This is a genomic window from Stenotrophomonas sp. Steno-Z10-BAI, from assembly GCF_056393115.1.
On the sequence record NZ_JBWJOZ010000002.1, the window covers coordinates 15,490 to 38,383 of the forward strand.

The following is a 22,894-nucleotide window of genomic DNA, read 5'->3' on the forward strand; positions in this document are numbered from 1 at the left end:
AGCATGGGCGGTCTCTTCTGCTTGTGGGACCCCAATGACAGCTTTTTCTGCTTCCGCGCGCGGTACGCTCTGGGCCGCCGCGCTCGGCTTCGTGGTGGTGCTGCTGGACATCAGTGTGGTCAATGTTGCACTGGATGCCCTGCAGCATGAATTTTCAACCGATGTGGCCGGCTTGCAGTGGGTGGTCAATGCCTACACCTTGGCTTTCGCCGCTCTGCTGCTTACCAGCGGGGCGCTGGGCGACCGCTTCGGCGCGCGCCGGCTCTATCTCTCGGGCTTGGTGGTGTTCACTCTGGCGTCGGCTGCCTGCGGGCTTTCGGGCAGTCTGACTGTGATGGTCGGGGCCAGACTGATCCAGGGCATGGGCGCGGCGTTGCTGGTACCCAACTCGCTGGTCATGGTGCAGCAGGCATTTCCGGACAGCCAGGCACGTAGTCGTGCCGTCGGTTGGTGGGGCGCTCTCGGGGGAGCGGCTCTGGCTGCCGGTCCCGTGCTGGGCGGAGTGCTGGTAGCGCATGCAGGCTGGCGCAGCGTGTTTCTGATCAACCTTCCGATGGGTTTGATCGGGATCTGCCTGACGCTTCGGCATGCGGCGCCTTCCGGCGGCGGACATCGGCGTGGCCTCGATTGGAGTGGGCAGGTGGCTGCCATGGTTGCGCTGGCAGCGACGACCATGACCCTGATCGAGGCAGGTCAGCTGGGTTGGGGGCATGGCGTGGTGCGCGGAGGGGCCCTGTTGGCGCTCATGTCCCTCACGGCCTTCCTCTGGATTGAAGCTCGCAGCACCTCACCCATGCTGCCATTGAATCTGTTTCGGAATCACACGTTCTCCATCGTCTCGCTGGCAGGCGTCGCGGTGAATTTCGCCTATTACGGGCTGATTTTTGTGTTCAGTCTGTTTTTTCAGATGCAGCAGCATCTATCCCCGCAACAGACCGGCCTGGCCTTTCTGCCGATGACCCTCGTTCTGGTCGCACTCAATGTGGTGGCGGGGCGCCTGATTACGCGGCTCGGTCCCAGGTTGCTGATGTTCATGGGTCTTGCGCTGGCAGGATCGGGTTACCTGTTGTTGATGCCGGTGAGCATCGGGGGCCATTACGCGCTGTTGATCGTACCGATGCTGATGGCGGCAAGCGGGGTCGCCTTGGTGGTGCCGACCATGACCAACGCGACGCTTGCATCGATCGACCGGTCGCGGGCAGGCATCGCCTCCAGCGTACTGAACTGTGCGCGACAGGTCGGCGGCATGCTGGGTGTCGCCCTGTTCGGCAGCCTGATCGGCGATGGCGCGCCGGATGCATTCATGCATGGCATGCACATCTCGATCGGCATGTCGGCGGCAGCGCTATTGCTGGCGAGCGTCCTGTGCTGGTCTGGCATGCGGCCGGGGCCGCTCCACCCGTTGCGCGCTTCAGGAGAAACCGTGAAGCCCGAATAGGCTGCGCGCATTGGCCGTGGTCTGCGCGGCAATCACTTCGGCCCGCTCCCCGCGCAGTCGCGCCACCGTCTCCAGGATCACCGGCAAGCGTGCCGGTTCATTACGCTCTCCGCGGATCCCAGCATCCGGCTGATCCGGCGCATCGGTTTCCAGGAGCAGCTGCTCCAGCGGCATGCTGGCGACCAGGCGGTGCAGGCGCTGGGCGCGGTCATAGGTGAGCGGGCCGCCCAGTCCGATCAGGAAGCCCAGCTGGTGCAGTTGCCGCGCCTGCTCGGGGCTGCCGGAGAAGCTGTGCACCACGCCGCGCAGCCCGCCGATCTGCTTGATCGCCGCGATCACCGCATCCACCGCGCGGCGCGCATGCACGATCACCGGCAGGTCGAATTCGCGTGCCAGCCGCAGCTGGCCCAGGAAGTAGTGCAGCTGAGCGTCCACGTCCAGACCCTCCACGAAGAAGTCCAGCCCGCATTCCCCAACCGCGCAGGGGCGCTCGCGTTCGAGCCACGCACGCAGAGCCTCCAGGTGTTCGGGGCGGTGCTGGTCCAGAAACATCGGGTGCAGTCCGTAGGCCGAGTGCAGCCCGTCGGCCAGCCGGCACGCATCGCGCAGGCCGGGCCAACTGGCGGCAGTGACGGCGGGAACGACCTGGGCCATGACGCCGGCCGCGCGCGCGCGCGCGATCACTTCAGGGCGATCCGCATCGAACTCGCCCGCATCCAGGTGGCAGTGGCTGTCGATCAACCTCACGCGCGGCGCTTGGCCGGCAGCGGCGGGGGAAGCTTGTCGCCGCGTCGCTTCCAGTTGGCCAGCAGCAGTGTGCCCAGGCCAAACAGGACTTCATCCACGAACGGCAGCGGATCGGGAATCACCAGCGTCACTGCGAACAGGGCGGCGGTGATCTTGAACAGGGTGGGGTAGCGCAGCCGACGGGCCCATTCCAGCACCGGCAACAGTATGGGATTGGACATGAGGCACTCCTGGGCAGATGCTGTAAACGCTATCACGAGCCCAAGGCTCACCGAACCTGAATGGGCGACCGGATGTTCACGATCCGTGGAGATTCCGTTCAGGGTGGCCGTGCTGGAATTCACTCAAGAACGTTGCGGATCGTCCGCAAGGAGCCGGTTATGAAAAGTACAACTACTACTGCGTTGGTCGCTGCGGGTGCGCTGCTGGTTGGCGGTATCGCCACCGCTGCCTTCATGAAGGGCGGCAGTTCCTCGCCCGATGCGGTGACCGCTGCTCAGACCCGGCCCACTCTGGACACCACGCCACTGGCCGACGATGGCGCGCGCACCGATCAGCTGGCCATTGAAGACAAGGCGGGCAAGCTCGAGTACGCCGACATCGTCAAGGTCGATCCGCTGACCAAGAAGGAAAAGGCCTACGCCACCGTGATCGGCACCGAGCCGGTGCGCGAGACCTCCAGCACGCAGACGCCGCATGAAGTCTGCCAGGACGTGGTGGTGCAGGAACGCCTGCCCGAGCGCGACGGCAACGTTGGCGGTACCGTCGCCGGTGCGGTCATCGGTGGCCTGCTGGGCAACCAGGTCGGTGGTGGCAATGGCCGCAAGGCCGCCACGGCCGCCGGTGCCGTTGCCGGCGGCATGATCGGCAACCAGGTGGACAAGCGCCATGTGGGTGGCCGCGTGGTCAACCGCACCGAGCGCCAGTGCCATACCGAAACCGCGACCTCCGAGTCGACCCGCGTGACCGGCTACAACGTGACCTACCGCAATGAAGACGGCACCACCGGCACCATGCGCATGGCTAGCAAGCCGGGCAACCGCATCCCGATGGGCACCACCAATGCGGTCACCGGTTACAACGTGACCTACCGTTACGACGGCGCCGAGAAGACCGTGAAGATGGACAACAAGCCGAGCAGCGATCGCCTGCCGATGATCGATGGCCAGCTGGTCACCCAGACCGCTGCACTGGATGCGAACAGGCAGTAAGTTCCTGCAGCTCCAAATGCACCACCCGCACGCCGGCATCTGCCGGCGTGCTGCGTTTTGGGGCGAGCCGCACGGCACGCCGATCACGGCATCTGCGATCATGCCGGCACGCATGCAACACACGAGGGCGCCATGAGCATTTTCGACCTCCAGCTGGAGACCGACCGTCTGATCCTGCGCCCACCGCGCGCCGAGGATTTCGATGCCTTCCTGCGCTTCTGCTCGGACCCCGAGGTGATGCAGCACCTCGGTGGCGTGCAGGCCCCGTCGCAGGCGTGGCGCAGTTTCAGCTGCCTGGTCGGCAGTTGGCATCTGTACGGGTTTTCGATGTTTTCGGTGATCGAAAAGAGCAGCGGTGAGTGGGTCGGCCGCATGGGCCCCTGGCAGCCGCTGGACTGGCCGGGCACCGAGGTCGGCTGGAGCATCCGCCGCGAGAGTTGGGGCAGGGGCTATGCGCCCGAAGCGGCCGTGGCCAGCATGGACTGGGCGTTCGACACGCTGGGCTGGGACGAGGTCATCCACACCATCGATGCCGCCAACGAAAACTCCAAGGTCGTCGCGCGCAAGCTGGGCAGCTCGCTGCTGCGCATGGGCGAGCTGCCGCCGCCGCATGCCGGCAAGCCAATCGAGATCTGGGGCCAGTCGCGGCAGCAGTGGCAGCAGCGCCGCGCCGGGCAGCGGTGATGCTGCACCCGCGCTTGGCAAAGGCGATGGGGTGAGGCCAGACTCGGCATCGCGGGCGAGCCGCCCGCGGTGCATGGCCAAGAGGGTGCGATGACGTCGTTGCGGGCTCCATTGACGGTGTACGGCATGTCCGTGTCGGGCAACTGCCACAAGGTGCGGCTGCTGCTGGAGCAGCTGGGGACGCGCTACCACTGGGTCGAGGTCGACAGCGCGCACGGCCAGACCCATACGCCGGATTTCCTGGCGATCAATCCCAATGCCAAGGTGCCGCTGGTGCAGCGCGATGATGGGCGTGTGCTGCCCGAATCCAACGCGATCCTGTTCTGGCTGGCCGAGGGCACGCCGTATCTATCCACGGATGGCTGGGAGCGCGCACAGACGCTGCGCTGGATGTTCTTCGAACAGTACAGTCACGAACCGTGCCTGGCGGTCGCACGTTTCATCAGCGGCTGGACACCCTTGGACTCGCCGCGCCGCAACGAGCTGCCGCGCCTGCGCGAGCGCTCGGCACAGGCCCTGGCGGTGATGGAAGAGCACCTGGTCACGTCGCCTTGGTTCAGTGGCCGCGCGTACGGCATCGCCGATATCGCGCTGTTCGCTTACACCGATGTCGCGGCGGATGGCGGCATCGCGCTGGCCCCGTATCCGGCCGTCCAGGCCTGGCTGCAGCGCGTGCGCGAGCAGCCGCGCTTCATCCCCATGCCCGTACCGCTGCCGGAGGTGCAGGCCCTGTTCGCGCAGTCCCGCTGAGTTCGTGCGGTTATCCGCCTACGCAACACGTCCCGGAGGGTGATGCATGTTTGCCGTGGTTCCCGATCCGATTCCCGCGCGCATGAAGGGCCTCAACCGGGCCGAGATCTGCGACGCCAACTTCATCGATTTCGTGCAGCAGTGGCGTGGCGAGCCTGCGCCGAGGCCAGCCCCCGGCAGCCCCGTCCTGCCCGGCAGCACGCTGGATGCGCAGGGCTTTGCCGACCTCTTCGAGTCGCAGCTGATCAGCCGCCACCTGGACCTGATGGCGCGCGTGCTGCGGGTGCAGAACAAGGTCTTCTACACCATCGGTTCGTCCGGGCATGAAGGCAATGCGCTGGTGGCGCGGCTGGCCCGGCATACCGATCCGGCCTTCCTGCATTACCGCTCCGGCGGCTTCATGGCCGAGCGCTTCCGCAAGCTGCCGGGCATGGATCCGGTGATGGATGCGGCGCTTTCGTTTGCGGCCAGTCGGGACGATCCTGCCAGCGGCGGACGCCACAAGGTGTGGGGCAGCAAGCCCCTGTGGGTACTGCCGCAGACCTCGACGATCGCCTCGCACCTGCCCAAGGCCCTGGGCACCGCGCTGGCCATCGAAAGCGGGCGACGCATCGGTCACACGCTGCCGATTCCCGAGGACAGCGTGGTGATCTGCTCCTTCGGCGATGCCTCGGCCAACCACGCCACCGCGCAGACCGCGTTCAACACGGCGGCGTGGGCGGCCTACCAGCGGCTGCCCGCGCCGATCCTGTTCGTCTGCGAAGACAACGGCATCGGCATTTCGGTCAAGACCCCGGACGGCTGGATCGCGCAGAGTTTCGCGCACCGCCCGGGCCTGGATTACTTCTTCGCTGATGGGCTGGATCTGGTCGAGGGGCATGCGCAGGTCGAGCGCGCGCTGGCGCATTGCCGGCAGACCCGCCGTCCGACCTTCCTGCACCTGCGTACCACGCGTCTGATGGGCCATGCGGGCACCGATTTCGAGATCGAATGGCGGCCGTTGCCGGAGCTGTGCGCCGCCGAGGCCAGCGATCCGCTGCTGCGCTCGGCGGCGATCGCGATGCAGTCCGGGTGGATGACCGCCGCGCAGGTGCTCGATCTGTACGAGCGCGTGCGCGCGCGCTGCTTCGCCGCGGCCGCCGAGGCGGACCGACGCCCGAAGCTGACCGCTCTCGCCGAGGTCATCGCCCCACTGGCGCCGTACTCGCCGGCGGCGGTGCATGCCGAAGCTACGCGCGTGGCCGCCGATGACGCGCGTGCTGCCGCATTTGGGGGTGCGTCGCAGTTGCCGGAAATACAGCCGCCGCGCCATCTGGCGATCCAGATCAACCAGGCCCTGCACGATCTGATGGCCAAGTACCCGGCCACGCTGCTGTTTGGCGAGGACGTCGCGCAGAAAGGTGGGGTGTACACGGTCAGCAAGGGTCTGCTCAAGGCGTTTGGCCCACGCCGCGTGTTCAACACCCTGCTGGACGAAACCATGATCCTGGGCATGGCGCAGGGCCTGGCCAACCTGGGCATGCTGCCGATCCCGGAGATCCAGTACCTGGCTTACCTGCACAACGCGGCCGACCAGCTGCGTGGCGAGGCGTGCTCGCTGCAGTTCTTCTCCAACGATCAGTACCGCAACCCGATGCTGGTGCGCATTGCCGGGCTGGGCTACCAGAAGGGCTTCGGCGGGCATTTCCACAACGACAACTCGATCGCTGCGCTGCGCGACATTCCCGGCCTGGTGGTCGGTTGTCCCTCGCGCGGCGACGATGCGGCGATGATGCTACGCACCCTGGCGGCGCTGGCGACCGTCGATGGCCGCGTCGCGGTGTTCCTCGAGCCGATCGCGCTGTACATGACCAAGGACCTGCACGCGCCGGGCGATGGCCAATGGCTGTTCCCGTATCCGGCCGCCGACCAGGCACTGGTGCTCGGCGAGGGCCGGGTCTACGCGCCGGAGGCCAGTGACCTGGTCATCTTCACCTACGGCAATGGCGTGCCGATGAGCCTGCGGGCGGCACGGGCGATCGAGCAGCAGCTGGGTTGGCAGGTGCGCGTGGTCGATCTGCGCTGGCTGGTGCCGCTCAATGCCGGTTTCATCGCTGGCCAGGCTGCCGATGCCCAGCGCGTGCTGGTGGTCGATGAGGGGCGGCACAGCGCCGGGGTGGGCGAGGGCGTGATCACCGCGCTGGTCGAGGCCGGGCTGGGGCACCTGCCGATCCGGCGGGTATGCGGGGCCGATACCTACACGCCGCTGGCGGGGGCAGCATTGTGCGTGCTTCCAAGCGACAATGCGGTATTGAACGCCGCCCTCGCGCTGGCGCAGGACCATTGATACATGTGTGGATTGGCAGGCATGTTGCTGCCCGCTCCGGCAAGGGAGCAGGCAGCACTGGAAGAACAGGCGCGGCGCATGGGCGACGCATTGGTGCACCGCGGCCCGGATGACAGCGGGGTGTGGGCCGATGCCTCGGCCGGCATCGCGCTGGCGCACCGCCGGCTGAGCATCCTGGATCTTTCGCCGCTGGGCCATCAGCCGATGACCTCCGTGGATGGCCGTTATGTGCTGGCCTACAACGGCGAGGTCTACAACTTTGCCGAGCTGCGCGCCGAGCTGGAAGCGCTGGGCCACGGCTTCCGCGGCCATTCGGATACCGAAGTGCTGCTCGCGGCGATCACCGAATGGGGCTTGGACGAGACCCTGCAGCGCAGCAACGGCATGTTCGCCATCGCTTTGTGGGACCGCGCCGAGCACTGCCTGTGGCTGGCCCGCGACCGGGTCGGCAAGAAACCGCTGTACTACGGCTGGGCCGGTGAAACGCTGGTGTTCGGCTCCGAGCTCAAGGCCCTGTGGCAGCACCCGGCCTTCGACAACGAGGTCGACCGCGATGCGCTGACCCTGCTGCTGCGGCTGGATTACATTCCCGCGCCGCACTGCATCCACGAACGCTGTTTCAAGCTGATGCCCGGCCGCGTGCTGCGGCTGGACGCCGAGGCGGTAGCCGCCGGTGCTGCCGCGCATCGCCCGGACCAGTTGCAGCAGCCGTTCTGGAACGCGCGCGAGCGCATGCAGCAGGCCCTGGCCGCGCCGTTCACCGGTAACGATGCCGAGGCCGAAGAACGTCTGGATGCCGTGCTGCGCGACGCGGTGGCGCTGCGCATGGTGGCCGATGTGCCGGTCGGCGTCTTCCTCTCCGGCGGCACCGATTCCTCGGTGGTGGCCGCCTTGATGCAGGCACAGTCGAGCCAGCCGGTGCACAGTTTCAGCATCGGCTTCACCGGTTCGGACCATGACGAGGCGCCGCTGGCCAAGTCGCTGGCCCAGCACCTGGGCTGCGATCACACCGAGCTGTATGTCAGCGGTGCAGACGCGCTCGCGGTGGTGCCCAGCCTGCCGGCGATGTTCGATGAACCCTTCGCCGATGCCTCGCAGGTGCCCACGGCGCTGGTTGCCAAGCTGGCGCGGCAGGGCGTGACCGTGGCGCTGTCCGGCGACGGTGGCGATGAACTGTTCTTCGGCTACACCCGTTACCAGCGGGCGATGCGCAACTGGCGCCTACTGGGCAAGGTGCCGGCGCCGCTGCGCCGCTGGATGGCCAGCCATGCGCACACGCAGGGCGAGGCCTCGCGCACGGGCGGGCTGGCCGCGCTGCTGGCCGAGTCGGGCGCGCGCGGCATTGGTGATGTCTACCGCAACCGCATTTCGCGCTGGCGCGATCCGGTGGCCGCCGTTCGCGGCGCACAGGCGGCCGGCAGTTTCTACGACCTGGCCGATCCGCTGCACGGTGCCGGCTCACCGGCGGACGCGATGATGCTGGCCGATTTCAGTACCTATCTGCCCGATGATCTGCTGTGCAAAGTGGACCGCACCAGCATGGCGGTCAGCCTGGAGGCGCGTGCACCGCTGCTGGACTGGCGGGTGGCCGAGTTCGCCTGGTCGCTGCCGATGGCGATGAAACAGCGCGATGGCGTCAGCAAGTACCTGCTCAAGCGCGTGCTGGGCCGCTATGTGCCGCAGGATATGGTGCACCGCCCCAAACGCGGCTTCGGGGCCCCGGTCAGCGCGTGGCTCAAAGGCGACCTGCGTGGCTGGGCCGATGAACTGCTGGATCCGGCGCGGCTGGCCGAGGAGGGGGTGTTCAACGTCGAGGCGGTGGCGCCGCTGTGGCAGCAGTTCAAGCAGGGCGAGCGCAAGTGGCACACGCATCTGTGGAACGTGCTGATGTTCCAGGCCTGGCAGGCGCATTGGCGCAACGCACGCGCCGAAGTGACCCGCGCATAGCGCCACGCGTGCGGGTACGTCTGGCCGGAAGGCAGCCACCCATGGGTGGCTGACGTCGCCTTCACCGTTGCCGAAGGTGGGCCCGCCTAGGCTGGGCCTTTCCCCCAACGGAGCGAACGTGATGGCCGAATACAAGATCGCCGTACTGGTCGGCAGCCTGCGCAAGGGCTCGCACAATCAGGCGTTGGCCCACGCGCTGGAGAAACTGGCCGCCGGCAAGGCGGTGTTCTCGTATGTGGAGATCGGTGACCTGCCGTTGTACAACCAGGATTTCGACAAGGACTACCCGAGCCAGGGCCTCCGCCTGAAGCAGCAGATCCGGGATGCCGATGCGGTGCTGTTCGTCACCCCCGAATACAACCGCTCGGTCCCGGGCGTGCTCAAGAACGCCATCGACCTGGGCTCGCGCCCGTATGGCGACAGCGCCTTCGCCGGCAAGCCCGCAGCGGTGATCGGCGCCTCGATCGGGGTGATCGGCACTGCGCTGGCCCAACAGCACCTGCGCAACATCCTGGCCTACCTGGACATGCCGGTGCTGGGCCAGCCCGAGGCCTTCCTGCACTTCAAGGAAGGGCTGATCGACGCCCACGGCACGATCAGCAACGAGGGCACCAAGGACTTCCTGCAGGGCTTCGTGGACACGTTCATTGCCTGGGTCGGCACCCACGGCGGTACGCACTGATCCACCGCGAGCGGGTCATGCATCTGCGATAATGGCGTGGACGGACGTCGCAAGGGCGTCCGTCGCACGCGATGCGACGGCCCCGGCCGATCGTACCGGCAGGCGCCGGTATCCCCAGCTCATCCACTGTTTATCCACAGGTTTGTGCATGGCTGCGGGGCTCGCCGCGTGCCTACCATGTCCCACGCCTCACACTGCAGGAAGTACGCCCCCATGTCCGCCCGTTCTGGCTTCCGTTCCGACCGCAAAGACCGCGGTGACCGCTTTGATCGCGATGAGATGCGCATCGACGCCCTGCGCGTGCCGCCGCATTCGATCGAGGCCGAACAGGCGGTGCTGGGCGGGCTGATGCTGGCCCCGGAGAGCTATGATCGGGTCAACGACCAGCTGACCGAAACCGACTTCTACCGCCGCGATCACCAGATGATCTACCGCGCGATCCGCGAGCTGTCCGAACGTGACCGCCCGTTCGATGCGGTGACGCTGGGCGAGTGGTTCGAATCGCAGGGCAAGATGGAGCTGGTTGGTGATGGCGCGTACCTGATCGAGCTGGCCAGCACCACGCCGTCGGCCGCCAACATCAGTGCCTACGCGGAGATCGTGCGTGACAAGGCGGTGCTGCGTCAGCTGATCCAGGTCGGCACGGACATCGTCAACGACGGCTTCCAGCCCGAAGGCCGCGAAAGCAGCGAGCTGCTCTCGGCAGCGGAAAAATCCGTGTTCGCGATCGCCGAGCAGGGCGCGCGCGGCCGTACTGATTTCGTGGCGATGCCCGGTGCGTTGAAAGACGCCTTCGAAGAGCTGCGCAACCGCTTCGAGAACGGCGGCAACATCACCGGCCTGCCGACCGGCTATACCGATTTCGATGCGATGACCGCCGGCCTGCAGCCGACCGATCTGATCATCCTGGCTGCGCGACCGGCCATGGGCAAGACCACGCTGGCGCTGAACATCGCCGAGTACGCCGCGATCAAGTCCAAGAAGGGCGTGGCGGTGTTCTCGATGGAAATGTCGGCCTCGCAGCTGGCCATGCGTCTGATTTCCTCCAACGGCCGCATCAACGCCCAGCGCCTGCGTACCGGTCAGCTGGAAGATGAGGATTGGAGCCGGGTGACCGGTGCGATCCGGATGCTGAAGGAAACCAAGATCTTCATCGACGATACGCCGGGCGTGTCGCCGGAAATCCTGCGTTCCAAGTGCCGCCGCCTCAAGCGCGAGCACGACCTGGGCCTGATCGTGATCGACTACCTGCAGCTGATGAGCGTGCCGGGCAACAGCGAAAACCGCGCGACCGAAATCTCGGAGATCTCGCGGTCGTTGAAGGGCCTGGCCAAGGAACTCAACGTGCCGGTCATCGCGCTCTCCCAGCTCAACCGCTCGCTGGAAACGCGTACCGACAAGCGCCCGGTGATGGCCGATCTTCGTGAATCCGGCGCTATCGAGCAGGATGCGGACATGATCGTGTTCATCTACCGCGACGACTACTACAACAAGGAAACCTCGCCGGACAAGGGCCTGGCCGAGATCATCATCGGCAAGCACCGAGGCGGCCCGACCGGCTCGTGCAAGCTCAAGTTCTTCGGCGAATACACCCGGTTCGACAACCTGTCGCACGATTCGGTGGGTTCGTTCGAGTAACGCCGAAGGCGTTACGGTAGTGCCGGCCGCTGGCCGGCTCCTATGGAACTGTCATCGTGCAGAGCCGGCCAGCGGCCGGCACTGCCGTTTCATCGGCGTATCCCGGGTTTCGTCGCAAACCCGTTGCAGTGCGCCCGGGCAGGGCGCGATGGTGGTCTCCGGGCGGCAGGGTGCCGCCAACGGAGACGTGCGATGAAGACCCTGTTCGCCTTGGGGGTGTGGTGCCTGCTGTTCGTGCTGTGCTGGCCGCTGGCGGTTCTGGCCCTGGTGGCGTGGCCGTTCGTGTGGCTGTTGAGCCTGCCGTTCCGGCTGGTGGGCATCACCTTCTCGGCACTGTTCGCGTTCCTGGGCGCGCTGCTCATGCTGCCGGCGCGGGTCCTGGGGGGCGGGCGCACGGCGACGGCCTGAACAACACCGCGATCGGGTAGTGCCGGCCGCTGGCCGGCTGCTCTTCTGTCGGGATGGCGTGGAGCCGGCCAGCGGCCGGCACTACCGATGGCGTGGAGCCGGCCAGCGGCCGGCACAGTACCTGTCGCCCACAAAAAACCCCGCCGAGGCGGGGTTTTTCGTTACGGCACCAACGCCGGCTCAGTTCGCCTTGTGGATCGCGCGCTTGCTGACGGCCATAGCGGCGTCATGCACCACTTCGGACAACGACGGGTGGGCGTGGCAGATGCGCGCCAGGTCGTCGGCCGAACCGCTGAACTCCATGGTCAGCACGCCTTCGTGCACCAGCTCGGAGACATTCGCGCCAACCAGGTGCATGCCCAGGATGCGATCGGTCTCGGCATGCGCCAGGACCTTCACGAAGCCGGTCGGCTCGATCATCGCCACGGCACGGCCGTTGGCGGCGAACGGGAAGCTGCCCGCCTTGTACGGGATGCCTTCGTCCTTGAGCTGCTGCTCGGTCTTGCCGACCCAGGCCAGCTCCGGCTCGGTGTAGATCACCCACGGGATGGTGTCGAAGTTGACGTGGCCCGGCAGGCCCGCGATCAGCTCGGCCACGGCGATGCCTTCTTCGAAGCCCTTGTGCGCCAGCATCGGGCCGCGCACGCAGTCACCGACCGCCCAGACGCCATTGACGCCGGTGTGGCAGTGCGCGTCCACTTCGATCTGGCCACGCTCGTTGATCTTGACGCCGGTGCCTTCGGCCAGCAGGCCCTTGGTGGCGGCGCGACGGCCAACGGCCACCAGCAGCTTGTCCACGATCAGGCTCTTCTCGCCTTCACCATCGGTGTAGGTCAGGGCGACTTCCTTCTTCTTGCCCTTGCCGGTCACCTCGGCCTTGGAGACCTTGGCGCCCAGACGGATGTCCAGGCCCTGCTTCTTGAATTCCTTCAAGGCGGTCTTGGCCACTTCGGCATCGGCGGCCGCCAGGAAGTCCGGCAGGGCTTCCAGGATGGTCACTTCCGAACCGAGGCGCTTCCAGACGCTGCCCAGTTCCAGGCCGATCACGCCGGCACCGATCACGGCCAGGCGGGCGGGGACTTCGGTGAAGTCCAGGCCGCCGACGTTGTCGACGATGGTCTCGCCGTCGAACTTGGCGAACGGCAGTTCGATCGAATCCGAACCGGCGGCGATGATGACGTTGGTGCCCTTCAGCTCGACTTCCGAGCCGTCGTGCTGCTTCACCTTGACGATGTTGCCCGGCTGCAGCTCACCGAAACCGTAATACGCGGTGACCTTGTTCGCCTTGAACAGCATGGCGATGCCGCCGGTGAACTGCTTGACGATCTTGTCCTTGCGGCCAACCATCGCCTCGACGTCCATCTTGGCGTCCTTGAAGCTGATGCCGTGGTCGCCAAAGATGTGGCCCATGTTCCAGAACTGGCGCGAGGAATCCAGCAGCGCCTTGGACGGGATGCAGCCCACGCGCAAGCAGGTGCCGCCCAGGGCCGGCTTGCCGTCCTTGCCCAGCGCAGCGTCGATGCAGGCGGTCTTCAGACCCAGCTGCGCGGCGCGGATGGCGGCATGGTAGCCGGCCGGGCCGGCACCGATGACGACGACGTCGAATTGTTCAGCCATTGAGATATTCCTTGTTTCTTTACCAGAACCCCTCCGCGCAGGCGCGGAGGGGTGGGAGGTCTTACAGGCCGAACAGCATGCGGCCCGGGTTTTCCAGCTGGTTCTTGATGTCCACCAGGAACTGGACCGAGTCCTTGCCATCGATGATGCGGTGATCGTAGGACAGCGCCAGGTACATCATCGGCGCGATCACGACCTGGCCGTTCTGGGCGATCGGACGCTCCTTGATGGCGTGCATGCCCAGGATGGCGCTCTGCGGCGGGTTGATGATCGGGGTCGACAGCAGCGAGCCGAAGGTGCCGCCGTTGGTCACGGTGAAGGTGCCGCCCTGCAGTTCTTCCAGGCTCAGCTTGCCGTCACGGGCCTTCTTGGCGTAGTCGGCGATGGTCTTTTCGATGTCGGCGAAGGACATGCGCTCGACGTTGCGCAGGACCGGGGTCACCAGACCCTTCTCGGTCGACACGGCGATCGAGATGTCCGAGTAGCCGTGATAGATGATGTCATCACCATCGATCGAGGCATTGACCAGCGGGAAGCGCTGCAGCGCGTTGGCGGCGGCCTTCACGAAGAAGCTCATGAAGCCCAGCTTGATGCCGTGAGCCTTGACGAACTCGTCCTGCAGATCCTTGCGCGCGGCCGAGACCTTGGACAGGTCGACCTCGTTGAAGGTGGTCAGCATCGCGGTGCCGTTCTTGGACTGCATCAGGCGCTCGGCGATGCGCTTGCGGATGCGGGTCATCGGCACGCGTTCTTCCGGACGTGCGCCACCGGACTTGCCGGCGCCACCGTTACGGGCGAAGTTGACGATGTCTTCCTTGGTCACTGCGCCACGACGGCCGGTGCCGTCCACGTCGGCCGGGTTCACGCCTTCAGTGATGGCGGTGAAGCGGGCGCCCGGGGGCAGGGAGTCGGCAGCGGACTTGGCGGCCGGTGCGGGCGCTGCGGCAGCGGCCGGAGCCGCCGCCTTGGCCGGTGCGGCCTCGGCCTTCTTCTCTTCCGCGGCCGGCGCCGGGGCATCGGCCACGGCGCCTTCTTCGATGATCGCCACGACCTGGCTGGAGGTCACAGTGGCGCCCACCTCGAACTTGATCTCCTTCAGCACGCCGTCGACCGGCGACGGCACTTCCAGGACGACCTTGTCGGTTTCCAGATCAAGCAGGTTTTCATCGCGCTTGACGGCATCGCCGACCTTCTTGTGCCAGGTGGCGATGGTGCCGTCGGCGACGGATTCGGGCAGTACCGGGGCTTTGACTTCGGTGGCCATGCGGGAGCTTCCTGGTTTGTCTTTTCTAGAATGAGGGGGAGAGTTATTCAGCGACCGAGTCGTTGAACGGGTTGACCAGGGCATCGGCGATCAGCTTCTGCTGTTCGATGATGTGGTCAGCCATGTGTCCAGCGGCCGGCGATGCCGAACGGGCGCGACCTGCGTAATGGATGCTCTGGCCATCGGCCAGGCACGCCTGCAGGTGGTGACGGATCTGGTACCAGGCACCCTGGTTCTGCGGTTCTTCCTGACACCACACCACATCGGCCGCCTTGCCATACTTCTTCAGCTCTGCTGCCAGTGCCACGCGCGGGAACGGATACAGCTGCTCCACGCGGATGATGGCGACATCGTCCTGGTCACGCTTGGTCTGGTCTTCCAGCAGGTCGTAGTAGACCTTGCCCGAGCACAGCACCACGCGCTTGACCTTCTTGGCGTCTGCGTTGGCATCGCCGATCAGGTGCTGGAACTCGCCGTTGGCCAGTTCCTCCAGGGTCGACACGGCCAGCTTGTGGCGCAGCAGCGACTTGGGCGACATCACGATCAGCGGCTTGCGGGTGGTCATGCGCATCTGGCGACGCAGCATGTGGTACGCCTGCGCCGGGGTCGACGGCACGCACACCAGCATGTTCTCCAGCGCGCACAGCTGCAGGAAGCGCTCCAGGCGCGCGGAGCTGTGCTCCGGGCCCTGGCCTTCGTAACCGTGCGGCAGCAGCAGGGTCAGGCCGGTGATGCGGCCCCACTTGGCTTCGCCGGCGGCGATGAACTGATCGATCACGACCTGGGCGCCGTTGGCGAAATCGCCGAACTGGCCTTCCCAGATGCACAGGGTGTTCGGATCGGTGGTGGAGAAGCCGTACTCATAGGCCATCACCGCTTCTTCGCTGAGCAGCGAATCGATGATGGTGGCCTGTTCCGGCGACTCGACCAGCTGGCGCAGCGGCAGGTAGTAGTTGTCGGTCTTCTGGTCGTGCAGGATCGCGTGGCGGTGCGTGAACGTACCGCGGCCCACGTCCTGGCCGACCAGGCGCAGGTTGTTGCCTTCGTCGAGGATCGTGGCGTAGGCCAGGTTCTCGGCAAAGCCCCAGTCGCCCGGGATCTCGCCGGCGGCCATCTTGCGGCGGTCGTCATAGACCTTGGCCACGCGCGAGTGCAGTTCCACGCCTTCAGGCACGGTGTTGATCATCTGCGCCAGCTGCTTGACCTTCTCCATGCCGACCGCGGTGGAGACCGCGTCGGAGAGCTTGCCGTTGAGCAGCTTGGGCCAATCCACGTACATCTTGCTGGTGGCCGGGGTCTTTTCGACCTGGGCCAGCTCGGTGGTGACTTCGCCGGCATCGAGCTTGTTGCGGTAGGCATCGACCAGCGCCTTGCCGCCACCGGCTTCGATCACGCCGGCAGCTTCCAGCGCCGCGGCGTACAGCTCGCGGGTGGTCTGGTGCTTGCGGATCACCTGGTACATCAGCGGCTGGGTGATCGCCGGTTCGTCGGCCTCGTTATGGCCCCAACGGCGGTAGCACATCAGATCGATGACCACGTCCTTGGCGAACTTCTGGCGGAACTCGAAGGCCAGCTGGGCAGCAAACACCACGGCTTCCGGATCGTCGCCATTCACGTGCAGCACCGGGGCGGCGATCATCTTGGCCACGTCGGTGGCGTAGCGCGTGGAGCGCGTATCCAGCGGGTTGGAGGTGGTGAAACCGACCTGGTTGTTGACCACGATGTGCACCGTGCCACCGACGGCGAAGCCGCGGGCCTGGGACATCTGGAACAGCTCCATCACCACGCCCTGGCCGGAGAAGGCCGCGTCGCCGTGGATCAGGATCGGCATCACCTGCTTGCGGGCGGTATCGCCACGACGTTCCTGGCGCGAGCGCACGCTGCCGGCCACGACGGGATCGGCGATTTCCAGGTGCGACGGGTTGAACGCCAGCGCCAGGTGGACGGCGCCGCCCGGGGTGGAGACGTCGGCGGAGAAGCCCATGTGGTACTTCACGTCGCCGGCGGAGGCGTGGTCATCGTGCTCGAACTTGCCTTCGAACTCGTCGAACAGCTTGCGCGGGCTCTTGCCGAGTGTATTGACCAGCACGTTCAGGCGGCCGCGGTGGGCCATGCCGATCACCACGTCCTTGACGCCATCCTTGCCAGCGTCACGGATGATGGTGTCCATCATCGGGATCAGCGCATCGCCGCCTTCCAGCGAGAAGCGCTTCTGGCCGACGTACTTGGTGTGCAGGTAGCGCTCCAGACCCTCGGCAGCCGTCAGGCGCTCCAGGGTGCGGCGCTGGGTATCGGCATCCAGGTTGTAGTTGCCACCGGCCAGTTCCAGGCGCTGGTACAGCCACTGGCGCTGCTCGACCTCGGAGATGTGCATGAATTCCGCACCGATCGAGCCGGTGTAGGTCTTCTTCAGGCGCTCCAGCAGGTCGCGCAGTTTCATGCGCGGCTGCCCGGCGACACCGCCGGTGCTGAACTCACTGCCCAGGTCGCTTTCCGACAGGCTGTGGAACGGCAGGCCCAGATCCGGCGGATTGGTCGGCGCGGTCAGGCTCAGCGGGTCCAGGCGGGCGGCCATGTGGCCACGCGAACGGTAGGCGGTGATCAGGCGGCCGACATTGCGCTCGCGCTCGTCGCCGGCACCGGCGGCGGTGCCGCTCTTGACGGCATTCCTGGCGGCGTCGGCAATGTGGGCGATGACGGCCGAATGCGGAATATCACCGGCTTCGCGGCCCTGGAAGCCGTCGAAGTAGGTCTTCCATTTGGGATCGACACTGTCCGGAGAAACGAGGTACTGCTCGTACAGATCCTCGATATAGGAGGCGTTGCCGCCGGCGAGCTGCGAAGATTGCGCAAACTGCTTCAGTTGATTGTCCACGATGGAGAGTCGGATTCGCTTGTGGGGTAAGGCTTCGATGATCCGGCAGGGAAAAGTGAATAGCCCTGCGCGGGCGGTATCTAACACCCCAAATTGTACCCCCATCGAGACAGGAAGGGGCACCGTACGGGCCAGTGCGGGGACCGCGGTGTCATTCCCAGACAGGTTCGGGAGCGTGGGGTGAGCTACAGGCCCAGTGCGCGCAGTTCGCTGCAATCACGCGAACGTTCCCATACGCGCTGCAAACCGTCCTGCAACGGTCGTGAACGTGCCGGCTGGGACAAGGCCGCCTCACCGTCGAAGCGGTGGCCACTCAGACGAAAGTAGTAGTCGCCGGCGTCATTGAGCAGACAGGCCGATGCCGTGGCGCGGTCGATCGGATCGCTTGCTTCGCGCACCCGGAAGACGCTCGGCAGGCGCTGCAGCAGGGTCAACAGGGGCGAGCCGGCCTGACGGATGGCGGCGCTGTCGTGGACGATCAGCCAGGCATGTTTGTCGTGGCGGGCGGTGGCGTAGCGGCGCAGCGCCTCCAGCACCGGCGGTGCATCAAGCAGGCCGGGGTCGAGTTGGCGGCTGTGGATCCAGAGCTGGCGGCGGGCGCGGTGGACCAGCGCGGTGGTGATCGCCACGGCGTCCTCGGCCCGGTCGATCGCGACCGCCCCGGACAGGGCCAGGCGCATGTGCTGGTGGGCGATGCCGGCCTCTTCGAACACCTCGCCCTCGGGCAGGAAGCCCTGCCGGGTGTAGAACACGCGGGCCGGCAGCTGCGCATGCAGCCCGACCTCGCGCCAGCCACGGGCCCGGGCCTGCTCGATCAGGGCCTGCAGCAGGGCGTCGCCAACGCCTTTGCCGCGCCATGCCGCAAGCACCGCCATCCGGCCGATCCGGCCATCCGGGGTGAGCCGGCCAGCACCGATCGGCGTGCCGTCGGTGTCCCGGGCCAGCACGTGCACGCTCAGGGGATCGAGCGCGTCGATCTCCAGCTCGTCCGGTACCTGCTGTTCCTCGACGAACACGGTGAACCGCACCCGGTGCAGCGCGGCGTGCTGCGCCGGGTAATCGACCACGTCAACCTGGAAACCGGAGGCGGCCATGGCGGGCGGGCGGATCAGCCGCGCGGGGGCTCGTCCTTGCCGTCGGTCTCGTCGCTGTCGTCGAAATCGACGATCACTTCGATGCCGTCGTCATGGATGGTGACCTCGTGCACATCGGCCTGGATGGCCTCGTCATCGATGACCTCGACCGCGTCGGTGCCGTCGACGATGTCGTACTCGGCGACGTAGTCGTCTTCGTCCTCGAACCCGGCATCGTCCACCAGCTGGTAGAAGCCGCCGGCGACCAGCGCCTGCACGGCATCGCGGCCCTTGGCCGAGAGCTTCTGGTACAGCGCCGCGCCGATCTGTTCGGCGCCGGCCAGCACCTGCGCATCCTTGACCGGCAGGGCGAAGTCCAGGCCGCTGCAGTACAGGCTGGCACCGCGCTTGGCACGACGCCAGGCCAGCCGCGCCCACGGGTGGCGCTGCAGTTCCACGCCTGCGCCCAGTGCGGCTTCGATTTCTTCGCGCGGCAGCGGTTCGCCGTGCGCCATCACTTCCCCGGCGGCGCGGTAGGTGGTGATGAAGCGGCCGAACCAGTCGCCCAGCTTGTCCGGGTCGTTCATGCGGATGGCGTTGAGCGCTTCGACCACGCGGTTCATCGAGACCACGTCGATCTCGTTCGGGTCCTCGGGCACCTTCAGGTCCGGATCCTGGTAACGGATGGACTCGTCGGCACCGTCGATCAGGGTATCGAGGTAGTCGCTGATCAGCTCGGCGGAGGCCGGGGCGCGCATGCCGAAGGAGAAGGTCAGGCAGGGGTCTTCGGCGACGCCGTTGTGCGGCACATTCGGCGGCAGGTAGAGCATGTCGCCCGGGGCCAGCACCCAGTCGTGGGTCGGCTTGAAGCGGCGCAGCAGCTTGAGTTCGACGTCGTCGCGGAAATCCAGCGGCGGGCGCTTGCCCTTGATGGATTCGCTGGCGTCGATCTGCCAGCGGCGATGGCCATGGGCCTGCAGCAGGAAGACATCGTACTGGTCCACATGGGCGCCGACCGAGCCGCCGGTGGCGGCGAAGCTGATCATCACGTCATCCATGCGCCAGCGCGGCAGGAAGTTGAAGTGGCTGATCAGGGCGCGCACGTCGGCGTCCCACTTGTCCACGTCCTGGACCAACAGGGTCCAGTCGTGGTCGGGCATGCCGGGGAATTCCTCTTCCTGGAACGGGCCGGTGCGCACGCTCCAGCCATCGGTGACGCGATCGTGCGTGATCAGGCGCGACAGCGCGCCTTCTTCACAGGCCAGACCGGCGAGGTCTTCGGGCTGCACCGGGGTTTCGAAATCCGGGAAGGCGCCACGGATGAGCAGCGGGCGCTTCTGCCAGTAATCGCGCAGGAAGGTGGCGGCGGGCATGCCCAGCGGCAGGCCGGGGCGGGCCTGGATGTCGATGACGGGGGTTTTGGTCTTGCGTGCGGCCATGGGGGAGATCCTTGCAGCGTATAGACGGGTATTGGGGGGCGCGACGGTGCCGCGCCCATGCCTTCAGATCGCCTTGGCCAGGTCCGCCGCCAGGCCGATGTAGCCGCCCGGGGTCAGGGCGCGCAGGCTCTGCTTGGCGTCGGCCGGCAGCTCCAGGGATTCGACGAAGGCCTGCATCGATTCGGTGGTGATGCCCTGGCCACGGGTGAGGGCCTTGAGCTGTTCGTAAGGGTTGGGCAGGCCGTGGCGGCGCATGACGGTCTGCACGGCTTCGGCCAGCACTTCCCACGCGGCGTCCAGGTCGGCGTCCAGGCGTTCCGGGTTCACGGTCAGCTTGCCCAGGCCCTTGGCCAACGAGTCCAGGGCGACCTGGGTGTGGCCGAACGCGGTGCCGACCGCACGCAGCACGGTGGAGTCGGTCAGGTCACGCTGCCAGCGGCTGATCGGCAGCTTGGCGCTGAAATGCTCGAACAGGGCGTTGGCGATGCCGAAGTTGCCTTCGGCGTTTTCGAAATCGATCGGGTTGACCTTGTGCGGCATGGTCGACGAGCCGACTTCGCCTTCCTTGAGCTTCTGCTTGAAGTAGCCCAGCGAGATATAGCCCCAGACGTCGCGGGCCAGGTCGATCAGGATGATGTTGGCGCGGCGCGCGGCATCGCCGATCTCGGCGACGTTGTCATGCGGTTCGATCTGGGTGGTGTACGGGTTGAACACCAGGCCGAGGCTTTCCACGAAGCGCTGGGCGAAGGCCGGCCAGTCCACGTCCGGGTAGGCGATGACGTGGGCGTTGTAGTTGCCCACCGCGCCGTTGATCTTGCCGGTCAGCTCCACTGCGGCGATCTGGCGGCGCTGGCGCTCCAGACGGGCCACGACGTTGGCCACTTCCTTGCCCAGGGTGGTCGGCGAGGCGGTCTGGCCGTGGGTGCGCGACAGCATCGGCTGGGCAGCCTGGGCGTGGGCCAGGGCGCGCAGCACGCCGGCGATGTTGTCCAGCGACGGCAGCAGCACCTCGCGGCGGGCCTGCTCAAGCATCAGGCCGTAGCTGAGGTTGTTGATGTCTTCGCTGGTACAGGCGAAATGCACGAACTCCAGCGCCGGGCCCAGCTCGGCATCGGCGGTGAGCTGCTCCTTGATGAAGTACTCCACGGCCTTGACGTCGTGGTTGGTGGTGCGCTCGATCTCCTTCACCCGCGCGGCGTGGGCCGGGGCGAAGTCATCGGCCAGGGCCCGCAGGCGCGCGGTGGCAGCGGCCGAGAACGGGGCCAGTTCGACGATGCCCGGCTCATTGGCCAGTGCCAGCAGCCATTCCACTTCCACCTTCACGCGGGCCTTGATCAGGCCGTATTCGGAGAAGATCGGGCGCAGGGCATCGACCTTGCCGGCGTAGCGGCCATCGAGCGGGGACAGGGCGAGCAGGGCGAATTCGGACATGGCAGGGCGCAGATCGGTGGCAGCGGGGGCCGTCATTCTACGCTGCCCCGGCGTCCTCGGCCTGTGCCATGCGCACCGTCACCGCCTGGATACGGTGCCCGGCCATGCGCTTGATCGTGAACAGGTGCCCGTCGATCTCCAGCTGCTCGCCTTCCTCGGGCAGGCGCTGGAGCTGGTGCACGATCAGCCCGCCGACCGAATTGAGGTGGTCCGGCGCGCTCAGGTCATGCCCCAGCAGGCGCTCCAGCCGGAAGATGGAGGTCGAGCCAGCCACCAGCAGGGTGCCGTCCGCGCCGCGGGTCGGGGCGTCCTTGATGACATGCGGGTGCTCGTCCTCGATATCGCCGACCACCACTTCCAGCAGGTCTTCCAGGGTGAAGTAGCCCAGGATGCGGCCGTGTTCTTCCACGCACAGTGCCAGGTGGGTGGTGCCGGTGCGGAAGCGTTCCAGCACCAGCGGCACCGGGGTCTCCAGCGCGATCAGGTTGGCCGGGCGCAGCAGCGGGCGCAGATCGTCGGTTGGGTTGCCGCGGGCGATTTCCACCAGCAGGTCCTTCATGTGCAGGATGCCGAGCACTTCCTCGCCGTCGCGGTCGAACCACGGGTAGCGGCTGTAGCGGCTCTCGGCGAACTCGGCCATCACGTCGGCCAGGCTCATCCCGTCGCGGAACGAACGCATATGGTCGCGTGAGCGCATCAGGTCGCCGGCCACCAGTTCGGGCAGTTCCAGGGCGTGGCTCATCAGGGTGAGGTCCTGGTCCGGCGCGCTGCCGGTGGGCTGCTGGCGGCCCACGATGAGCTTGAGCTCCTCGCGTGAATAACGGTGCGAGGTGTGCTCCACATCCCCCCAGCCGGCCAGGCGCAGCAGCGCGTTGGCGCTGTTGTTGAGCAGCCAGATGGCCGGGTACATCGCCCAGTAGAACAGGTACAGCGGTGCGGCCGTCCACAGTGACATCGCTTCCGGGCGGCGGATCGCCATCGACTTCGGCGCCAGTTCGCCCAGCACGATGTGCAGGAACGAGATGATGCTGAAGGCGATGATGAAAGCGGTCAGGCGCGAGGCTTCCGGGGTCAACCCCAGCGTATCGAACAGCGGCTGCAGCAGATGCGCGAACGCCGGTTCACCCACCCAGCCCAGGCCCAGCGAGGACAGCGTGATGCCCAGCTGGCAGGCGGACAGATACGCATCCAGGTGCGCGTGCACGTTGAGCAGCAGGCGCCCACGCCAGCCGTTTTTTTCCGCAAGGCCCACGGCCTGGGTGTGGCGCAGCTTGACCAGCGCGAACTCGGCGGCCACGAAGAAACCGTTGAGCACCACCAGCAGCAGCGCCAGCGCAAGGAGCAGGAGGTTGCCGATCATTCGC

Annotated in this window: 18 protein-coding genes; 9 read left to right on the forward strand and 9 right to left on the reverse strand. The window is 66.6% G+C overall.

What is annotated here, in order from left to right; all coding sequences use genetic code 11:
* Positions 1-34 precede the first annotated feature (34 nt).
* Complete coding sequence (locus AC06E9_RS04990; RefSeq protein WP_121037997.1) at positions 35-1,438, forward strand: MFS transporter; 1,404 nt, start codon at positions 35-37, stop codon at positions 1,436-1,438.
* Here the strand turns inward: AC06E9_RS04990 and AC06E9_RS04995 are convergent.
* Together AC06E9_RS04995 and AC06E9_RS05000 are read right to left on the reverse strand one after the other, a co-directional pair.
* Positions 1,412-2,185 (reverse strand): TatD family hydrolase, encoded by a 774-nt coding sequence (locus AC06E9_RS04995; RefSeq protein ID WP_478055601.1) that lies wholly within the window; start codon positions 2,183-2,185, stop codon positions 1,412-1,414. The genes AC06E9_RS04990 and AC06E9_RS04995 overlap by 27 nt on opposite strands.
* Entirely contained in the window at positions 2,182-2,406 is a 225-nt protein-coding gene (locus AC06E9_RS05000; protein WP_121037992.1) for a DUF6116 family protein, read from the reverse strand. The genes AC06E9_RS04995 and AC06E9_RS05000 overlap by 4 nt, the downstream gene beginning before the upstream one ends.
* 159 nt (positions 2,407-2,565) lie before the next feature.
* Between AC06E9_RS05000 and AC06E9_RS05005 the strand changes: the two genes are divergently transcribed.
* From AC06E9_RS05005 to AC06E9_RS05040, 8 genes are all read left to right on the forward strand, one after another.
* Entirely contained in the window at positions 2,566-3,396 is an 831-nt protein-coding gene (locus tag AC06E9_RS05005) for a glycine zipper 2TM domain-containing protein (RefSeq protein ID WP_478055602.1), read from the forward strand.
* A 132-nt stretch (positions 3,397-3,528) separates the two neighbouring features.
* Positions 3,529-4,080: a GNAT family N-acetyltransferase gene (locus AC06E9_RS05010; protein WP_121037986.1), complete on the forward strand. Its 552-nt coding sequence runs from the start codon at positions 3,529-3,531 to the stop codon at positions 4,078-4,080.
* Between the two features lie 90 nt (positions 4,081-4,170).
* Positions 4,171-4,830 (forward strand): glutathione S-transferase family protein, encoded by a 660-nt coding sequence (locus tag AC06E9_RS05015; protein ID WP_478055603.1) that lies wholly within the window; start codon positions 4,171-4,173, stop codon positions 4,828-4,830.
* Positions 4,831-4,876: 46 nt separating this feature from the next.
* Complete coding sequence (locus AC06E9_RS05020; RefSeq protein WP_478055604.1) at positions 4,877-7,156, forward strand: thiamine pyrophosphate-dependent enzyme; 2,280 nt, start codon at positions 4,877-4,879, stop codon at positions 7,154-7,156.
* Positions 7,157-7,159: 3 nt separating this feature from the next.
* Positions 7,160-9,103: an asparagine synthase (glutamine-hydrolyzing) gene (gene asnB / locus AC06E9_RS05025; protein ID WP_478055605.1), complete on the forward strand. Its 1,944-nt coding sequence runs from the start codon at positions 7,160-7,162 to the stop codon at positions 9,101-9,103.
* 121 nt (positions 9,104-9,224) lie between these two features.
* Positions 9,225-9,785, forward strand: coding sequence for an NADPH-dependent FMN reductase (locus AC06E9_RS05030; protein WP_265308332.1), 561 nt, complete (start codon positions 9,225-9,227; stop codon positions 9,783-9,785).
* A gap of 213 nt (positions 9,786-9,998) precedes the next feature.
* The gene (locus tag AC06E9_RS05035; RefSeq protein WP_121037974.1) at positions 9,999-11,423 is read left to right on the forward strand and encodes a replicative DNA helicase; all 1,425 of its coding nucleotides are present in this window, start codon (positions 9,999-10,001) and stop codon (positions 11,421-11,423) included.
* A 192-nt stretch (positions 11,424-11,615) separates the two neighbouring features.
* Positions 11,616-11,831 carry a hypothetical protein gene (locus tag AC06E9_RS05040; RefSeq protein WP_282262641.1) on the forward strand — a complete coding sequence of 72 codons (216 nt, stop codon included), beginning with the start codon at positions 11,616-11,618 and terminating at the stop codon, positions 11,829-11,831.
* Positions 11,832-12,011: 180 nt separating this feature from the next.
* On the opposite strand, the gene lpdA is transcribed toward AC06E9_RS05040, so the two are convergent.
* From lpdA to AC06E9_RS05075, 7 genes are all read right to left on the reverse strand, one after another.
* Positions 12,012-13,448 carry a dihydrolipoyl dehydrogenase gene (gene lpdA, locus AC06E9_RS05045; protein WP_121037968.1) on the reverse strand — a complete coding sequence of 479 codons (1,437 nt, stop codon included), beginning with the start codon at positions 13,446-13,448 and terminating at the stop codon, positions 12,012-12,014.
* 61 nt (positions 13,449-13,509) lie between these two features.
* Positions 13,510-14,712 carry a dihydrolipoyllysine-residue succinyltransferase gene (gene sucB / locus AC06E9_RS05050; protein ID WP_121037965.1) on the reverse strand — a complete coding sequence of 401 codons (1,203 nt, stop codon included), beginning with the start codon at positions 14,710-14,712 and terminating at the stop codon, positions 13,510-13,512.
* Between the two features lie 43 nt (positions 14,713-14,755).
* Positions 14,756-17,587, reverse strand: coding sequence for a 2-oxoglutarate dehydrogenase E1 component (locus AC06E9_RS05055; protein WP_478055606.1), 2,832 nt, complete (start codon positions 17,585-17,587; stop codon positions 14,756-14,758).
* A 185-nt stretch (positions 17,588-17,772) separates the two neighbouring features.
* Positions 17,773-18,681, reverse strand: coding sequence for a GNAT family N-acetyltransferase (locus AC06E9_RS05060; RefSeq protein ID WP_478055607.1), 909 nt, complete (start codon positions 18,679-18,681; stop codon positions 17,773-17,775).
* Between the two features lie 14 nt (positions 18,682-18,695).
* The gene (locus tag AC06E9_RS05065) at positions 18,696-20,099 is read right to left on the reverse strand and encodes a ribosomal protein uL16 3-hydroxylase (protein ID WP_478055608.1); all 1,404 of its coding nucleotides are present in this window, start codon (positions 20,097-20,099) and stop codon (positions 18,696-18,698) included.
* Positions 20,100-20,162: 63 nt separating this feature from the next.
* On the reverse strand, positions 20,163-21,530 hold the full coding sequence (gene purB, locus AC06E9_RS05070) for an adenylosuccinate lyase (protein WP_123730904.1): 1,368 nt from the start codon (positions 21,528-21,530) through the stop codon (positions 20,163-20,165).
* A gap of 37 nt (positions 21,531-21,567) precedes the next feature.
* Positions 21,568-22,890, reverse strand: a complete 1,323-nt coding sequence (locus AC06E9_RS05075; protein WP_461770059.1) for a hemolysin family protein — start codon at positions 22,888-22,890, stop codon at positions 21,568-21,570.
* Positions 22,891-22,894: the final 4 nt, after the last annotated feature.